General features: G+C 60.7%; 7 protein-coding genes and 3 tRNA genes. 4 read left to right on the top strand and 6 right to left on the bottom strand.

What is annotated here, in order from left to right; translation table 11 throughout:
- Window positions 1-147 precede the first annotated feature (147 nt).
- From A9Q02_RS03355 to A9Q02_RS03345, 3 genes are all read left to right on the top strand, one after another.
- Window positions 148-223: transfer RNA gene (locus tag A9Q02_RS03355), tRNA-Trp, on the top strand.
- Between the two features lie 24 nt (window positions 224-247).
- Window positions 248-341 (top strand) — tRNA-Ser (locus A9Q02_RS03350).
- Window positions 342-364: 23 nt separating this feature from the next.
- Window positions 365-454 (top strand) — tRNA-Ser (locus A9Q02_RS03345).
- 76 nt (window positions 455-530) lie between these two features.
- Here A9Q02_RS03345 and A9Q02_RS03340 read toward each other — a convergent pair.
- The gene (locus A9Q02_RS03340; protein WP_097650945.1) at window positions 531-1,751 is read right to left on the bottom strand and encodes a L,D-transpeptidase; all 1,221 of its coding nucleotides are present in this window, start codon (window positions 1,749-1,751) and stop codon (window positions 531-533) included.
- A 346-nt stretch (window positions 1,752-2,097) separates the two neighbouring features.
- Between A9Q02_RS03340 and A9Q02_RS03335 the strand changes: the two genes are divergently transcribed.
- Entirely contained in the window at window positions 2,098-9,171 is a 7,074-nt protein-coding gene (locus tag A9Q02_RS03335) for an SdrD B-like domain-containing protein (RefSeq protein WP_172450586.1), read from the top strand.
- 138 nt (window positions 9,172-9,309) lie between these two features.
- Here A9Q02_RS03335 and A9Q02_RS03330 read toward each other — a convergent pair whose 3' ends face one another.
- From A9Q02_RS03330 to A9Q02_RS03310, 5 genes are all read right to left on the bottom strand, one after another.
- On the bottom strand, window positions 9,310-10,917 hold the full coding sequence (locus A9Q02_RS03330; RefSeq protein ID WP_097650943.1) for an amidase: 1,608 nt from the start codon (window positions 10,915-10,917) through the stop codon (window positions 9,310-9,312).
- Window positions 10,918-11,072: 155 nt separating this feature from the next.
- On the bottom strand, window positions 11,073-11,981 hold the full coding sequence (locus tag A9Q02_RS03325; RefSeq protein ID WP_097650942.1) for a hypothetical protein: 909 nt from the start codon (window positions 11,979-11,981) through the stop codon (window positions 11,073-11,075).
- Window positions 11,978-13,090, bottom strand: coding sequence for a glycosyltransferase (locus tag A9Q02_RS03320; protein WP_097650941.1), 1,113 nt, complete (start codon window positions 13,088-13,090; stop codon window positions 11,978-11,980). The genes A9Q02_RS03325 and A9Q02_RS03320 overlap by 4 nt, the downstream gene beginning before the upstream one ends.
- 21 nt (window positions 13,091-13,111) lie before the next feature.
- A complete protein-coding gene (locus tag A9Q02_RS03315) occupies window positions 13,112-13,465 on the bottom strand; it encodes a response regulator (protein WP_245860269.1) in 354 nt (117 codons plus the stop codon).
- 119 nt (window positions 13,466-13,584) lie between these two features.
- On the bottom strand, window positions 13,585-15,165 hold the full coding sequence (locus tag A9Q02_RS03310; protein ID WP_097650939.1) for a tetratricopeptide repeat protein: 1,581 nt from the start codon (window positions 15,163-15,165) through the stop codon (window positions 13,585-13,587).

The following is a 15,165-nucleotide window of genomic DNA, read 5'->3' as shown; positions in this document are numbered from 1 at the left end:
CGTACACCGGATTCGGCCCCCGCCCCGGTACGGGCACCCCTTGCGGGTGCCCCGTTGTATCCGGTTTCGTATGATGCGATCGCCCTATACCAGCGCTAACGGCCGGTTGCAAAGCCAGGCAGAGTGTGGTATTATCTCGCTGTGCGAAGGCGGGTAGCTCAATTGGCAGAGCAGCGGCCTCCAAATCCGCAGGTTGCAGGTTCGATTCCTGTCCCGCCTGCCAGATCTTCTGCCGGACAAAACCAGTGGGGGTGTGGCGGAGCCCGGTTTATCGCGTCGGTCTTGAAAACCGAAGGGCGTAGCAATACGTCCCGTGGGTTCGAATCCCACCGCCCCCTCCAGTTTTAGCTTGTTGCGTACGTACGGGGAGGTCGCATAGAGGCCTAGTGCGGCGGTTTGCTAAACCGCTAGGGGAGCAATCCCCTCGAGGGTTCGAATCCCTCCCTCCCCGCCAGTATGGGTAACAGCGAGGCGTGATGTAGCAATGCCTACATCACGCCTCGCTGTTTGTTGCGCAAGATGAGCGCTCGTTAGTACGAGATGATGACGCGCGTGCCCAGGTCGGCCCAGCCGTAGAGCCACTGGGCATCATCGATGCGCAGGTTGATGCAGCCGTGTGAGGCACGGATACCCGTGCCGTGGTTGTCGTGCCAGTAGCTACCGTGCAGGGCTACGCCACCCACAACATACTGTACCCACGGGATGTTGGGGACTTCCCAGCACTCGCCTCCCAAGCAGTCGGCCATCGTCTGCATTGGGTATTTGAGGTAGATCGCATATTCGCCGACTGGCGTGTTGAAGCCGTCCCTTCCGGTGGCAACGGGCGCACGGAAAACGAGCAGATCCCCTTCGTAGGCGCTCAGCCACTGCTCGCTGAGGCTCACTTCGATGCGGCGCTCCCAGATGGCGGGGTGCCAGGTCAACGTGCCCGGCATCTGCGTGACCGGGGCAATATTCACCCCACGGAGTTGGGCCAGTTGCCGACCGAGATCGCTCAGTTGAATCTCGTGGAGCGAGTTGATCCGGTAGCCCGTCGAAGCGCGCATGCTCTGGAAGAAACTCGGCAGATCCTCGGGGAAATAGATGAACTTGGCCCGCTCGAAATACTGGACGAGCCGCCCGCCTTCGTCAACGGTTTCGCTCAATGGGAAGCCGAAGATGCGCATGCCACCCCGCTTTTCCCAGGCTTTCCGGAACTCGCCCCAGAGGGTGTGGCCCGTTTCGGGGAAGTAGAGCACGCCTGTCTGTGGATCTTCGATCGGGGCCGGGAAACCCTGGTAGGCCAGCATATCACGCCCCAGCAACCCGAGTTGCACCTGTTCATCGGCAGGCAACTCGGGATGGTACTCGAAGCGGGCTCGTTCGAAGTATTGCACAATGCGCCCATCTTCGACAAACTCTTCGGTGAGCGGATAGCCAAAGGTATGGATTTGACCATTCGCCCGCCAGAAGTTGAGAAAGCCACTGCGGTTGCTCACGTGATGCCCCGTCTGCGCAAAATAGACGGTCTGCATCCGAGGCAATTGTTCTGCGTTCACGATGCCCGCCTGTTGGAACTGGCTGGCACGGAAAGCCGCCTCGTTGGCCTGGGCCGCAACCACCGCAGCCCGCGCCTCACGGTAGCTCACCGGGGGCACAAAATCGGCCCGCGGGTGACGCGCCTCAATATGCTGTGTCCAGAGAATACTACTTATGATAGCAGTAATAACGAGTAACGGAACGGCCAGTGGAAGCAAACGGCGAGCACGCATACTATGTTTCCTTGGGATAAAGCCATGCGAGGAGGGTCGTTGTTTTTTTCTATTATATAGAAAGTAAACGCTTTTGACTAGTGTTTATGGTGCGATATTTGGGCAATTGCCTCTTCTGCCGTGGTTCTTGACCCAAGACGATTGAAAGAAGCTCACGCGAAGGCGCGAAGGCGTGAAGGGTGAGCGCACCTACGCGAAAAACTTTGCGCCTTTGCATCAATACGAGTAGCCCGCATGTGCAAGATCTTGGCTCTAGGCTCAAGCGCTCGTGGCGACAATTTGTGGACACCTGGATGCTATGATGGGTGCATCCCCGATTTTCCTCATATGGCGACAGGAGTCAACGATGCGCTGGCTAGTTGGTGGGATGTTTCGACGGACGCGATACGTGGCGAGCGTGATGCTCTTGCTTGTCGGGTTGCTGCTGGTGGGCCATGTGGGCACCCTGGTGCGCGCCGAACCGTTGCTGCTGACATCTACGTTGGTCGTGACGACCACTGCCGATAGTGGCCCTGGTTCGTTGCGCCAGGCCATCCTTGATGCCAATGCCAACCCTGGCATGGATACGATCGCGTTCGCGGTTGGGATAACTGGGAGCCAGCAAACCATTCAGCCTGCTTCGGCGCTTCCTACCATCACTGATCCGGTCACCCTTGACGGCTGGAGTCAGGGCGGCAGTAGCTACACCGGCCCACCCCTCATCGAAATCAATGGCGCGTTGGCGGGTCCTCAGGCCGTCGGCCTCACCCTCACCGGCGGCGGCAGCGTCGTGCGCGGGTTGGTGATCAATGGCTTTGCGATTGGCGGCTTCGCCGGTGGCATTCGCCTGCAAACCGGCGGCGGCAACTGGATCTACGGCAACTATATCGGCACGAACTTCGCCGGCGATACGCGGGTTGCTAATACGCGCGGCATCTGGATTGACGGCGGCTCTAGCAACAACCGCATTGGCACCAATGCCGACGGCGTCAACGATGTGGCCGAGCGCAACGTCATCTCGGCCAACGTCGCGCAGAATATCTGGATCTATCAGCCCGCCACTGTGGGCAACCTGATTATGGGCAATTACATTGGCCTGAATGCGGCGGGAACAGCGGCTGTGGGTACAAACAATCAGACCGTCGCCGCCGCCGGTATTTTGGTGCAGGAAGCCAGTTACACGGTCATCGGCACTGATGGCGACGGGCAAGGCGATGCGCTGGAAGGCAACGTCATCAGCGGCAGCATCCTCAACATCAACCTGACCGGCACAAGCAACCTTAACGAGAGCCACCACAACCGCATCTCCGGCAATCTGATTGGCACCAACGCCAGCGGCACGGCTAGCGTAGGTATCCAGGCGGAAGGCGTGCGTGTCTACGTCGCGTATGACAATCTCATCGGCACGGATGGCGATGGTGTTTCTGACGAATTGGAAGGCAACCTGATTTCCGGCAACATCGATTTTGGCGTGATGCTGCAGCAAACCGGGGCGCGTAACAACGTCGTCGCCGGCAACAAGATCGGCACCGACATCACTGGCATGGTTGCCATCCGCAATGGAACCGGCAGTTCGCCGCGCGCCGGCATCCTGCTGGGCGGCTACGGCAACCGCATCGGCACCAATAGCGACGGCGTCTCCGACGACCTGGAAGGTAACCTGATCTCCGGCAATACCAATGTCTCCACGTACGCTATCTACTTCAACAACCTGCCCAACCCTGACGCGCCACCCACGATCATCGCCGGAAATTGGATGGGGGTAGACGCCACTGGTCTGGCAGCGCTGCCCAACAATGTCGGCATCGGTAGCACCTCGTACGCTCCCACGATCATCCGCGACAATGTCATCTCTGGCCACACCTATGAAGGCATCAGTACCCATTCGTCCAATATGCTGATCACCGGCAATCGGATTGGCGTGGGTGCGGATGGCGTCACGCCGCTGGGCAATGGGCAGCACGGGCTTTTCCTATCGGGCAATGACAATGTGATCGGCGGTACCGAACCTGGGGAAGCCAACCTTATCGCCCACAATGGCACAATCTCGGCATTCTACAGCGGCGTGAGAGTGGGCAATACTGGCCTGCGCAATACGATTCGCGGCAACCGCATCTACGCCAATTCGCAGCTGGGCATCGATCTGCGCTGGCCCGATGGCGTGAATATCAACGATGATGACGACCTGGACACCGGCGGCAACAACCTGCAAAACTACCCGGTCATCACCTTTGCCCAGGGTTATGCCAATGGCACTACGGTTATTCGAGGTTCTCTGAATAGTAACCCCAACATCACCTTCACGCTCGATTTCTATTACAGCGCCGAGGCCGATCCCAGTGGCTACGGCGAGGGTGAGTTCTACCTGGGTGCGGCCAGTGTGAGCACCGATGCCGAAGGCGACGCCGAATTTGACGTGACTCTGCCCACAACCATTCCGCCCAATCAGTTCGTCAGCGCCACGGCCACGCACGCCGACGGCAGCACGTCGGAGTTTTCGCTGGCCCTGCCCGCCGGGGGCGTGCTCGATCCGCCAATCGTCGGGCTGAACGCGACCCACACCACCTCGGGCTATGCCAATGATCCTGTCACCTTTGCCGCCAGCATCAGTGCCGGGACGGGCGTGAGCTACGTGTGGCATCTGGGCGACGGCAATCTGGCCGCCGGGCCGCTGGTCGAACATAGCTACGCCGCACCTGGGGTCTATACTGCTACCGTCACGGCCAGCAACAACAGCAGCAGTGCGCAGGCGCACACGGTTGTCACGCTGGTCGAGGCCCCCAACATCAATGGCCGCGTCTGGCAGGATCGGGATCTTGACGGCATCCTGGGTCTCGGTGAAGACGGCATGGCCGGGGTGACGGTTACGGCTGTTGGCCCTACGGGAAGTATCGAAGCGACAACCGACGCTGACGGTTGGTACCAGATCCGTATCCCCGAACCGGGCCTCTACACCGTGAGCGCTTCAGCCACCAATATGTCGCCGACCACGGCGACCGATCTTGCCATCCCGATGGGCGATCAGGGCGGCACCGTCGTGAACTTTGGGCTGCACGAAACGCCGCCCGCCGGTTTTGGTATCATCGCCGGGCGCGCCTGGGTAGACCTGGATGGCTCTGGCTTTCCCGAGCCCGACGAAGAGCCGCTGGCCGGGTTGCAACTCGATTTCTATGGCTTTCAATTTTCGCAACAGACCATCACCACCGACGCCGACGGCCTGTTTCGCCTGATCTTACCCCACGAGCGGGTCTACGTTCTGCAGATGTACGCCCCGGGCTTTTTTCCGCCCGAGCGCCGCTTAGGGGGCTTCAATATTTGGCTCGATCAGGACGATCCGCTGCTGAATTACCACGCGCCTTTCAATCGTGGCGGCACCGTCAGCGGGCGCGTGACGACGACCGGTGGCGCGGGCATCCCCAATGCGAGCCTGAATATTGCCCAGCCGATTGCCGTCACCACCACCAATGCTAACGGCGACTACACCTTCGTCGAACAGGCACCGTCCGAGAACAAAGGCTTAGGCATCAACCTGCCATACCCCTATGTCATCGGCAGCAGCAGTGCTTTCCGTGTCTTTCCGCTGCCGCCGAACAGCTTTGTCACCGAAAACTGGCTGGCGGAGCGGATCGGCCGCCTCACCGTCCACACGCAGCAGACCATTGGCAGCCAGACTCTGCCGGCAGGGTTCATCTTTTTTCGCTTGCAGGGCAACGGCGTAGATCAGACGCTCGCCACCGGTGTGAATGGGCAGGCCTGGGCTGATCTGGATGCGGGCACGTACACGCTTACGGTCCTACCTGAATATCTGCCTCCCGAAACGATCGTCGCACCCACGTCGCGCACCGTGGTTGTCGCCAATAATACCTTTGCCAACACCACGTTTACCGTCACCCCGGCGCAAGCGCTGGCGGTGGGCTGCGAAGTTGCGGGGCAGGGCTTTCCGTGTACGGTGGAAATCTACGACGCCGATGGCAACCTGGTGGCAACGGTGGATTTGACCAGCGCCAATCCCGCGACGGTGATCACGGATCTGCCGCCGGGTAGCTACGAGGTTGTTGTTATCCCGGCAGAACCGGGCTGGCCGGAAAGTTCCAGCGTGGTGACGTTGGATGGCGAGACCCACGCCGAAGTGGACTATCCTTTCAACCCCACCAATCTCCAGACGATCAGCGGTTATGCCTATTGGGATCGCTGTTATCCGCTGGGGGTGCGCGGCAACACCGACTATTGCACCGAGACCAATATCCCCAGCAATAACGACCTCACAGTGACGCTCGCCAACGCTGCGGGAACCGTCATCAGCACGACGGTGACAACCGTTGGGACGGGCTGGAACACCGGCTACTATGCCTTTCCCAACCTGCCCGTGGGCAACTACCGCGTGACGATCAACTTCCCTGGTGGCTTTGTCCCCCAGACCGCTCCCTCGGCCTGGCGCGACCTGACTGGCTTTGGCTCGCCAGAGATGCTCAATTTCGGCTATACGCGCACCGAAAACCGCAGTCTGACCGGGTATGCTTTTTATGATGTCAACAACAATGGCAGCTACGACGTGGGCATTGATGATCCCTATGCCGGGGCGGCGATCACCGTTACAAGCCTGACAGACACCCCTATCTCCACCCACACAACGGCCTCTGATGGCTCATTCACGGTGCTCTCGATTACCAGTGGCGAATACCGGGTCACGATGAGCACGCCCGACCTGCAACTGACGCGCATCGCGGTTGTTCCGGCCAGCGGTGGGGTCCCCTGGGTGCAATTTCCGCTGCCGCCCAATGATGCCCGTCCACGCGCTATCGTTTTTCTCGATAGCAATCACGATGGGCAACTCAATCCGGGGGAACAGCGCTTGGGCGGGGTCGATGTGGCCCTGACCAACCAGCCCTGCGGCGGGCTTGCCGCTCCCATCGACATCAGAACGACCAATACCGACGGGCTGGTGCTCTTCACCAATCCGCTTGTGGCGCAGATGCGTGCCCTGGCCGCCGCGCCCGGCAGCCCACCTGGGTGCGTCAGGATCGTCACCAGCACGCTGCCTGCGGATGTTGCCCCGGCCAACTTGAATGGTGCAGCGATGCCGCGCAACAGCGGCGTGCCCGTCATGCTCCCTGTCTATGCGCAGGGCACCCTGCTGGTGCAGGTCTTCTGGGACGTAGACGGCGATGGCACCCACGACAGCAACGAGCCATTGCTTGGCAGCGGCTCGGCTACCGTGGGCGGCCAGACCAGAAGCGTCAGCGAAAACGGGGCGACCTTTGTGCTGGCAACGGGCAATTACAGTCTGAATGTAGTCGCTCCGGCGGGGCATACGATCAGCGCGGCGCAGCCACTCAATGTTGTCGTTGGAGCCGGTGTGACGACGCGCAAGGTGGCGGTGCGGGTCGCCGGCGGCATTAGTGGTGCGGTTATCGGCCCGGAGGGGGCGATGGCCGGGACGACGGTGCGCCTGACGAATGTGGCGACGAATCAGACCTACGAGACCGTCGCGGCGACCGGATGTGTCGGCTGGTGCAGCGACGCCTTCTACCAGTTCACCAATCTCCCCACCGGCCAGTACCGTCTGAGCATCCCCACACTGCCGCCGGGCCATCTGCTGGCGAGCGAGCCGGTTGTGAACTATGCCGCCGCCGGGCAGAGCCTCCAGCAAAACCTGACGCTCAACCCGCTTGGCTACCTGAGCGGTCTGGTCTATCTTGATGCCAACCTGAATGCGCAGCGGGATGTGGGCGAAGCTTCCGCGACCGGGTACGTGGTCACCCTGTTGAACGACGGCGGCTTGCCGGTACAAACTGCCGTGCCTGATGCCAACGGAGCCTATCTGTTCACCAACGTGCAAGCGGGGGTACGGTATCTCGTCACGGTGGATCTCTACGTCAGCCAGGCGGCCAGTGCCAGCGATAGCCTGACCGAAGCGCCGGGCTGGTTCTTGCCGGGGACACAGCCAGTGCAGGCCAACATCGGTATCTACCAGGGCGGCGGCGAGCACAACTACAATACGGTGTATGGACGGATCACCGCCAATGGTGCAGGCGTAGCGGGGGTGCGCATCGGGTACTACCAGTGGGTACCCGATGGCGGTTGCCAGCAGAGCAATCCGGCATGGCAGGGTCTCGAAACGACGAGCGACATCAACGGCGCGTACAAACTGCTGACCACCATGCTGCCGGGCAACGGTCTCGCCTACTGCATCGCTGCTCGTCAACTCAGCGGCTATCAGCAAAGCACCTTCCAGGCCACCGGAACCAATTTCAGCTATCAGACTACGGGCGGCGCGATCATCTGGCATCCAGGCTACTGGCAGCGCGACCTCACGCTGGTTCCCGCTGCCGCCCAGCCACGCAACCTGACCGAGAGCGCCGCGCTCGCGTGGTCGGCCTTCCGCGATGACAACCTGAACGGAGTCTGGGACGACAACGAACCATCCGTACCTGGTGTGCGGGTCGGCAACGATACGACCGGTCTGATCACCGGTCTCGCCAACGGGCTCCAGACCCTCGAAGTTGTAGCGCCGACCGGGTATCTGCCAGTGCAGGGCAACAGGGCCTCGATCTGGCTGAATGGTGCTGATGCAACGCTGCCGCCACTGCCGTTCCGCTTCGCCGGAGGCTTGCAGGGGCAAGTTTTTGCCGATGAAGACGGCGACACCTGGCTCCGCGAGGGTGAAGTTGGTGTCGCCGGGGTGATGCTTGCCCTGACTGGCCCCACGACAGCCACGGTTGTCAGCGATGCACAGGGCCGCTTCAGCCTCCCCACGCTTCCCGACGGAACCTACACCGTCACCGTCACGCCTCCGGCAGCGTATGCCGCCGTCCCACCCCAAACGCTCACCCTCGAAGACGGTGGCGGGCTAAGCATCGCTCTCCGCCCCTTGGCGCAACTCTCGGGGGCCGTCTACGACGACTGGGACAACGACGGCCAGCGTGGTGCCGACGAGCCGCTGGTCACCACACCAATCACCGTGACGGTCAACGGCGTAGGGACGCAGCGCACAGCCCGCGGCATGTTCCGCTTCTGGGAGGTGCCTAACGGCACATACACTATCACGCCCTGGTGGCGGGCCGTCGCTCCAGGCGCAGCCAACCCTGCCACCAACAGCGCCATCGGACTCCCTGCCGTCCCGGCGGGCATCGTCCGCGGCACAGCCTGGCTCGACAGCAACGGCGACGGCCTACGCCAGCCCTGGGAAGCGCCGCTCGCGGGCGTACCCATCGTGCTCGGTGGACAAACCACCGTCACCGATCACGACGGGCGCTATCTGTTGGGAGAAACCCGCCCAGGTACCTACCCACTCGCCGCGAATCTCCCGCAGGGGCTTGCGGTGAGCCTGGAACCGATCACGATCAGTGACACACGCGGGCTTGCCATCGGCCTCGCCGCCACGCCAGCGCAACCGGGCGCACGGTATCGCATCTTCTTGCCAACCCTCGCAGCTCGGTAAGCATCTCGTCGCCGCAGCATCTCAGGCTATGCGTTCTGAACCCAATATCTTGCCAAGAAGGCGGTTGTTTTGACGCAAAGGCGCAAAGGCGCAACGTTTTTCGCGTAGGTGAGCACCCCTTCGCGCCTTCGCGTGAGCTTATGTGAAACTTATTGGCCCTGAACCCGGTTCCCATCGCACATAGCCCAGGCTTTGCTCGGCCACATAGGCGGCGCGGAGCAGGGTTGCTTCGCGCCAGGGGTGGGCCACAAGCTGGACACTGAGCGGCAAGTCGTCACTGCCGAACCCGGTCGGTTGGGTGAGGGCGGGCCATCCGAGACAGTTGAAGGGGATCGCCAGGCCATTGGTTGCTGGTACGCCACGTTCTGGGATTGGCCCTGGATGGATCGGCCCGATCAACAGATCAAAGTCGGCGGTGCGCGCACTGATCGCACGACGCAAGAAGGCCCGCGCTTGTTGCGCACGCACAAAGGCGCCCGGTTCATAGGCAAACGCCGACAGGATGCGCTGGCGCATAAATTCACCATAGTCACCGAGCCGGGTCTGCAACCAGGGCATATGAAACGAGGCCGCTTCTATGGCGAGCAGCGCACTGCCAATCACCCGTAGTCTATCGAGTTCAGGTATGTCCAGTTCGATGACGGTCGCTCCAGCGGCTTCGAGGGCCTTGGCGGCCTGGTGTACGGCATCGAACTGCTCGACCCCGGCCATCGGCAAGCCACTGCCATCACTGACCATCATGCCGATCCGCAGGCCACGTACCCCTGCCCCAAGCTCGCCTGTGACATACGGTGGTGCCCCGCGCAACGTGCGCCCATCGCGTAGATCAGGCCCGGCCAGCACCTCTAACATTGCTGCGGCATCGGCAACCGTCCGCGCCAATGGCCCGAGATGATCAAGCGACCACGAGAGCGTCACGGCCCCGGCCAGGCTGGTGCGTCCCCAGGTGGGTTTGAGTCCAACCAGGCCACAGAAAGCTGCCGGAATACGGATCGAGCAACCCGTATCAGTTCCCAGGGCAGCATAGGTCATGCCGGTCGCCGTGGCCGCCGCCGAGCCACTACTCGATCCGCCGGTATCACGAGTCGGGTCAAACGGGTTGCCGGTTGCCCCATAGTGGGCATTGTTCGAGCCAGGTGAATAGGCGAACTCGGACATACGGGTGCGCGCCACCAGAACCGCCCCGGCGTCACGCAGGCGTGCAACGGCCGTCGCATCCTCAGTTGCCATGTGCCCGGCGCAAATCAATGAACCAGCCGCCGTCGGCAAGCCGGCCATATCCAGAAGATCTTTGATCCCCAGGGGGATGCCGTGCAGCCAGCCACGCTCATGACCTGCCGCCAGTTCCGCTTCAGCCCGTTGAGCCGCCTCATAGGCTTGTTCGGCCAGCACCATTTGTATCGCATTCAACGCTGGATCATACGCCGTGATGCGGGCCAGCGCGGCTTCGACCAGTGCCGTTGGGCTCGTGGCCCCGGCGCGGATCTGCGCAGCGACGCCAAGCAGACTATCCACAGGACCATCCAGGGGCAAAGGTGCTGCCACAACAACCTCAGATGGAACAGGCAAACTCTGGGCATCCAGGTAATCTGGCGGCGTCGCCGCCGGCGTCTCGGCCACAATGCGGACAAAATCGGTCAGCCGACTCAAAAACCCCTTCGCCGCAATCCCTTCAAGATCCTCATCACTCGCCGCAATGCCCGCAGCGTGCAAACGATGGCGTAACCGATCATCAAGTGTGGTCATGGCTTTGTCCTCGTCGTACGTTCGAGGGCAAGATGCCCTCGCTCCCAGGGACAGGGTGCTTCGTTTCTCACGGTGCCAATGGCCCGCAGGCCATTTGGTACTCAGGGTGACCATGCGACCTCCTCAACGGTACATGGAATTACCCGTCGCAGGCATCACTTGCTCTCCTTGGCAAGAGTATAGCGGTCAACGAACAAGATGCCAAGCGCAGGAAGATAGAGCCCCACAATGAGCCAGGGAAGCGGTGAACCGGGCCAGAAAAACCAGCCAAAATAGGTCAGCCAGCTGCATAGCACCAGGATAAGCAAGCTCCGCATCGTCCGAGGCACCGCAAACACAAGGAGTTGATCATAAAAGGCTCGCTGAGGGACAAGACTCAACAGCAACAAGAAGCGCCCCTCACGGGTACGCCATTGCAGCCCCGCCAGCAACAACAAAAAACCAGGGAAGATCAACAGAGGGGCAAGGTAGTCGTCCATTGCTCCAATCCGTCCTGCCATCGCGAAGGGCCAGGTTGGCATCATCAGCAGACTCACGACCCCAATGACGACCCCTATCGCCACGGGCCAGGGTCGCCACGGGGTGGTCAGGGCGACTGCCGCACCCACATGTGGTTTCGCCAGCGTCAGGGCCAGCAGCGCAGGCCAGAACCAGACTGCCAGCAACAGCGGTGACCATTGCACGGTCACCAGCGCCTGCCAGTAGGGCAGGGCGAGCAAGGTCAACAAGCGCCACCAGTCACCAGTCCGCGTCAAGCCCCAGGCGAGCAAGCCTGAACTAAGACCAAAAAAGACCCCGGCAGCAATGCTAGGCGGTAGCCAGAGCAGTGGCAAGCTAATGACTACCGTGGTTAGCGGATTCGCCGTATTTGGCGTAACGCCGTCACTCTGAAATCCCTGACAGACAGCATACGGATCAGCGCCGGCAAGCAGGGCTTGGCCCATACACAACGGCATCCCAAGATCACCGGCCCCCCGCGCAAAGGCCCCCTGATAGAGGCTGCACATCACTCCGCTTACCAACCCGATCGCGAGGCAAACGACGATGCGTACGCGGAGACTCATCGCCTGATCGCCTCGGCATAGACCGCTTCGACGCGATCGAGCATCGTGGCGAGACTAAACTCGCGTGCGGCGCGGAGGCGTCCAACGTTGCCGTAAGCCTGGGCAAGGGTTGGGTTGGCTAGCAAGAGGCGTAAGGCCCGTGCCAGGGCTTGCTCATCGCCGGGCGGCACAACAATGCCTGTCTCTCCGTGTCTGGTCACATAACTGGTCCCCGTGCCGAGTTCGGTGCAGACTATCGGCAGCCCTGCTGCCTGGGCTTCGACCTGGACAAGGCCAAAGGACTCGCTTCGTTCAAGCGAGGGCAGGACAAAAACGGTTGCTGCGTGGTAAAACGCGCGCAGATGTTCGTCATCCTGGGCCCCAACAAAATGCACGCGCTCGGCGACCCCGAGTTGGCGTGCCAGTTCGATCAGATTGGCCCGACGCACCGTCGCATCAGCGCCGACAAAGATCGCCTGGCCTGGCACGTTCGCCATAGCCCGCACCAGCACCTCGGCCCCTTTATAATAGCGCAACCGGCCAACAAAGAGCACGAGCGGGCCTGGGTAGCGGGCCTGGAGCGCGGTGACCAGGCGTTGATCAGCCTGACCAAAGCGTTCGAGAGGTAACCCATACGGCACGACGCGGCAGTGTGTAGCGATCGGAGCTAACCATGGCGATGAGTGCATATACGCCGGGCTACCAACCACAATGCGGGCAGCGTTACGCAACGTGCGGCGCACCAATGGCGCTACCACCAGTTTCAAGCGGCGCTGGCGGATAATATCGCTATGATAGGTCACGACAAAGGGCGTGCGCCGACCGGCCAGCAGGATCGCCAGATCGCCAGGAGGATAGGGATGGTGCAGATGGATCAGATCGGGGCGCAGGCGGGCCAGTTGCTGCGGGAGAGCCGGACTCAGAGGGGTTGACGCGACTGTCGCCAGCCGCCCGACGGCAATGATGCGCACACCGCGCTCTTCATACGAGCGTGGGCGCAGCCCAGGGGCGCTGATGAGAACCGTCACCTGATGACCACGCGCCACGAGCCCCTCGGCGAGCAGGGCCAGATGATGCTCGATCCCCCCGGTTACCGGGGGGTAATCTTTGTAGATCTGCACAACATGCATAGCCGAGTTTTCCCCGCAGGGTTACGGCTGACGGGCAAAATAGGCTTTGACGCGCCGATCAAGATCTTCAAAATCAATCGGCTTGGTCAGATACTCATTGACCCCACTCTGCAGCGCCTGCTTTTCGATATCGCGTGAGCCAAACGCGGTGACCATGATAATATAGGCCTCGGAACCCTGGTCGCGTAGCGTTCGGGTTAGCTCAATGCCACCCATGCGCGGCATATTCATATCGGTGATAATGACATCGCAGGGGTGGCTTGACAGTATCTCCAGCGCGGTAATACCATCTTCGGCCTCAAGTACTGTGAAGTTGCTATTCACGAGCAGAAAACGATAGAGCCGACGAGTTGCTGGCTCGTCTTCTACAACCATCACCGTATTCGTCACATCAGCCTCGCTCTTGTCCCAGTTGATCCTGCTGCAAACTATACCATATTCCTGCCAATCAGGATGCAGGATTTTACTATTCTCTGTAGCAAAGATTTACACGCTTACCCCGAGCGCGTGTCTGAACGGAGCATGTCCGTTTTGTGACGCATCACCGAGAGCGGCGTAATAGGTGACTCTTGGCCACGCATAAGGGCATCATACCGATGCAGATAGGCTTTACCCAGGGACGTGTTGCCAATCTGAAGATAACAAGCCCCCAGATAATAGAGTGCCTGGGCGTGATGAGGGTTGCGCCGCAAGACTTTTTCGAAAAAGGGAATCGCACGATTGGGTTCGGTCAGTTCCTTATGGCAGATCCCAAGGATAAAATTCGTTTCCAAATCGTCGGGCCAGTGCGCCAGCACTTGCTGAAATTCCCGTACCGCCAGATCGTAGTACCCACGTCGTACATACAGATAGCCCAGATCATAGCGCAGCGATTGGGCCTCGGGGGCCAGGTTGACGGCCTTCCGCCACGCTGCGAGCGCCCAACTCTCACGACCGAGCAGGTTATACATAAAACCGAGCAGATAGTGCGCCTGAGGATCATTGGGCAACAACTGCACTGCCCGTTCAAAGGCTCGCACTGCTTGCAGAGGCAGATTCATATCGTAGAGGAGTTTGCCCATCTGCAGAAAGAGTTGCCCCTCACTCGGATTGAGCCGGGCACATGCAAAGAGGAGGTCATATGCCTCGCGGGTCTTCTGTTGAAGGCGCAAGATCGCACTCATCCGCATGCGTGCTGCCACAAAACGACTATCTTCGGCTGGCACGGAGCGATAGTGTTCCAGGGCCTCTTCCCAGCGGTGCTGACGGGCCAGCAGATTCCCAAGACGATAGTGGGCCAGATACTCATCAGGCCGCCATTGCAGCAAGGCCCCATAGATACGCTCGGCCTCTTCTTCATACCGCTGGTGTTTCAAGGCCTCGCTCAGGCGATAGTACCATGCAATCACCTCTTTGTCACTGCGTACCACAGGCACGCGCGTTTCGGCTTCAGGATCAGGGGGCACAAACGTTGGTTCGACGCGCCGTGCTTCTTGAAAATAGCGCTGGGCAAGTTCGTAGGCACCACGGCTCTGATGCATCTGGCCCATATGATAGCGGGGTTCGGCGGCATTGGGGCGGAGCGCACAGGCACGACTATAATGGATATAGGCCCGCCCCACATCGTCAGCTTGTTGATAGCAGCGCGCCAGGGCAAAATGGGCTTCGTAGAGGTGCGGATTCGCTTCAAGCGCAGCGCGAAACGCACCAATGGCTGCTTCAAGTTCCGTGAGCACCGTAAATGCCACCCCCAGGTTGTAATGTCCTTCGGCGAGGTGCGGATCGCTTTCTGTCGCTTCGTGGTATTCGCGTAGTGCGGCGGCCCAGTCGTGTTGAAACGCAAGGGCATTGCCAATATACACATAGATAATGGCGCGTTCATGGGCAAAGGCTTGCGCTTGCTCTTCACCATCAACATAGACGGCAATCAGGGCGGCTTTGAAATGTTCAATCGCATCATGGTACGCTGCTCGCAGATAGGCGCGGAGCCCCTGGCTATACGCCGTCCCCAGCCGTGTTCCGGCCATTAAACGCTCACTCCCGCTGTACATCCCTGGATCGAGCGGCATCAATTGTAATTGTTCACTGGCTGACAT

Source organism: Candidatus Chloroploca asiatica (assembly GCF_002532075.1).
In the GTDB taxonomy this organism is placed as follows: domain Bacteria; phylum Chloroflexota; class Chloroflexia; order Chloroflexales; family Chloroflexaceae; genus Chloroploca; species Chloroploca asiatica.
This window is presented reverse-complemented; position numbering and strand designations above follow the sequence as displayed.

Bases quoted from the DNA above. Each gene is read 5' to 3' on its own strand.
- A9Q02_RS03315 (WP_245860269.1), bottom strand. From the start codon at position 13,465: ATGGTTGTAGAAGACGAGCCAGCAACTCGTCGGCTCTATCGTTTTCTG.
- A9Q02_RS03330 (WP_097650943.1), bottom strand. From the start codon at position 10,917: ATGACCACACTTGATGATCGGTTACGCCATCGTTTGCACGCTGCGGGC.
- A9Q02_RS03340 (WP_097650945.1), bottom strand. From the start codon at position 1,751: ATGCGTGCTCGCCGTTTGCTTCCACTGGCCGTTCCGTTACTCGTTATT.
- A9Q02_RS03310 (WP_097650939.1), bottom strand. From the start codon at position 15,165: ATGTCAGCCAGTGAACAATTACAATTGATGCCGCTCGATCCAGGGATG.
- A9Q02_RS03335 (WP_172450586.1), top strand. From the start codon at position 2,098: ATGCGCTGGCTAGTTGGTGGGATGTTTCGACGGACGCGATACGTGGCG.
- A9Q02_RS03325 (WP_097650942.1), bottom strand. From the start codon at position 11,981: ATGAGTCTCCGCGTACGCATCGTCGTTTGCCTCGCGATCGGGTTGGTA.
- A9Q02_RS03320 (WP_097650941.1), bottom strand. From the start codon at position 13,090: ATGCATGTTGTGCAGATCTACAAAGATTACCCCCCGGTAACCGGGGGG.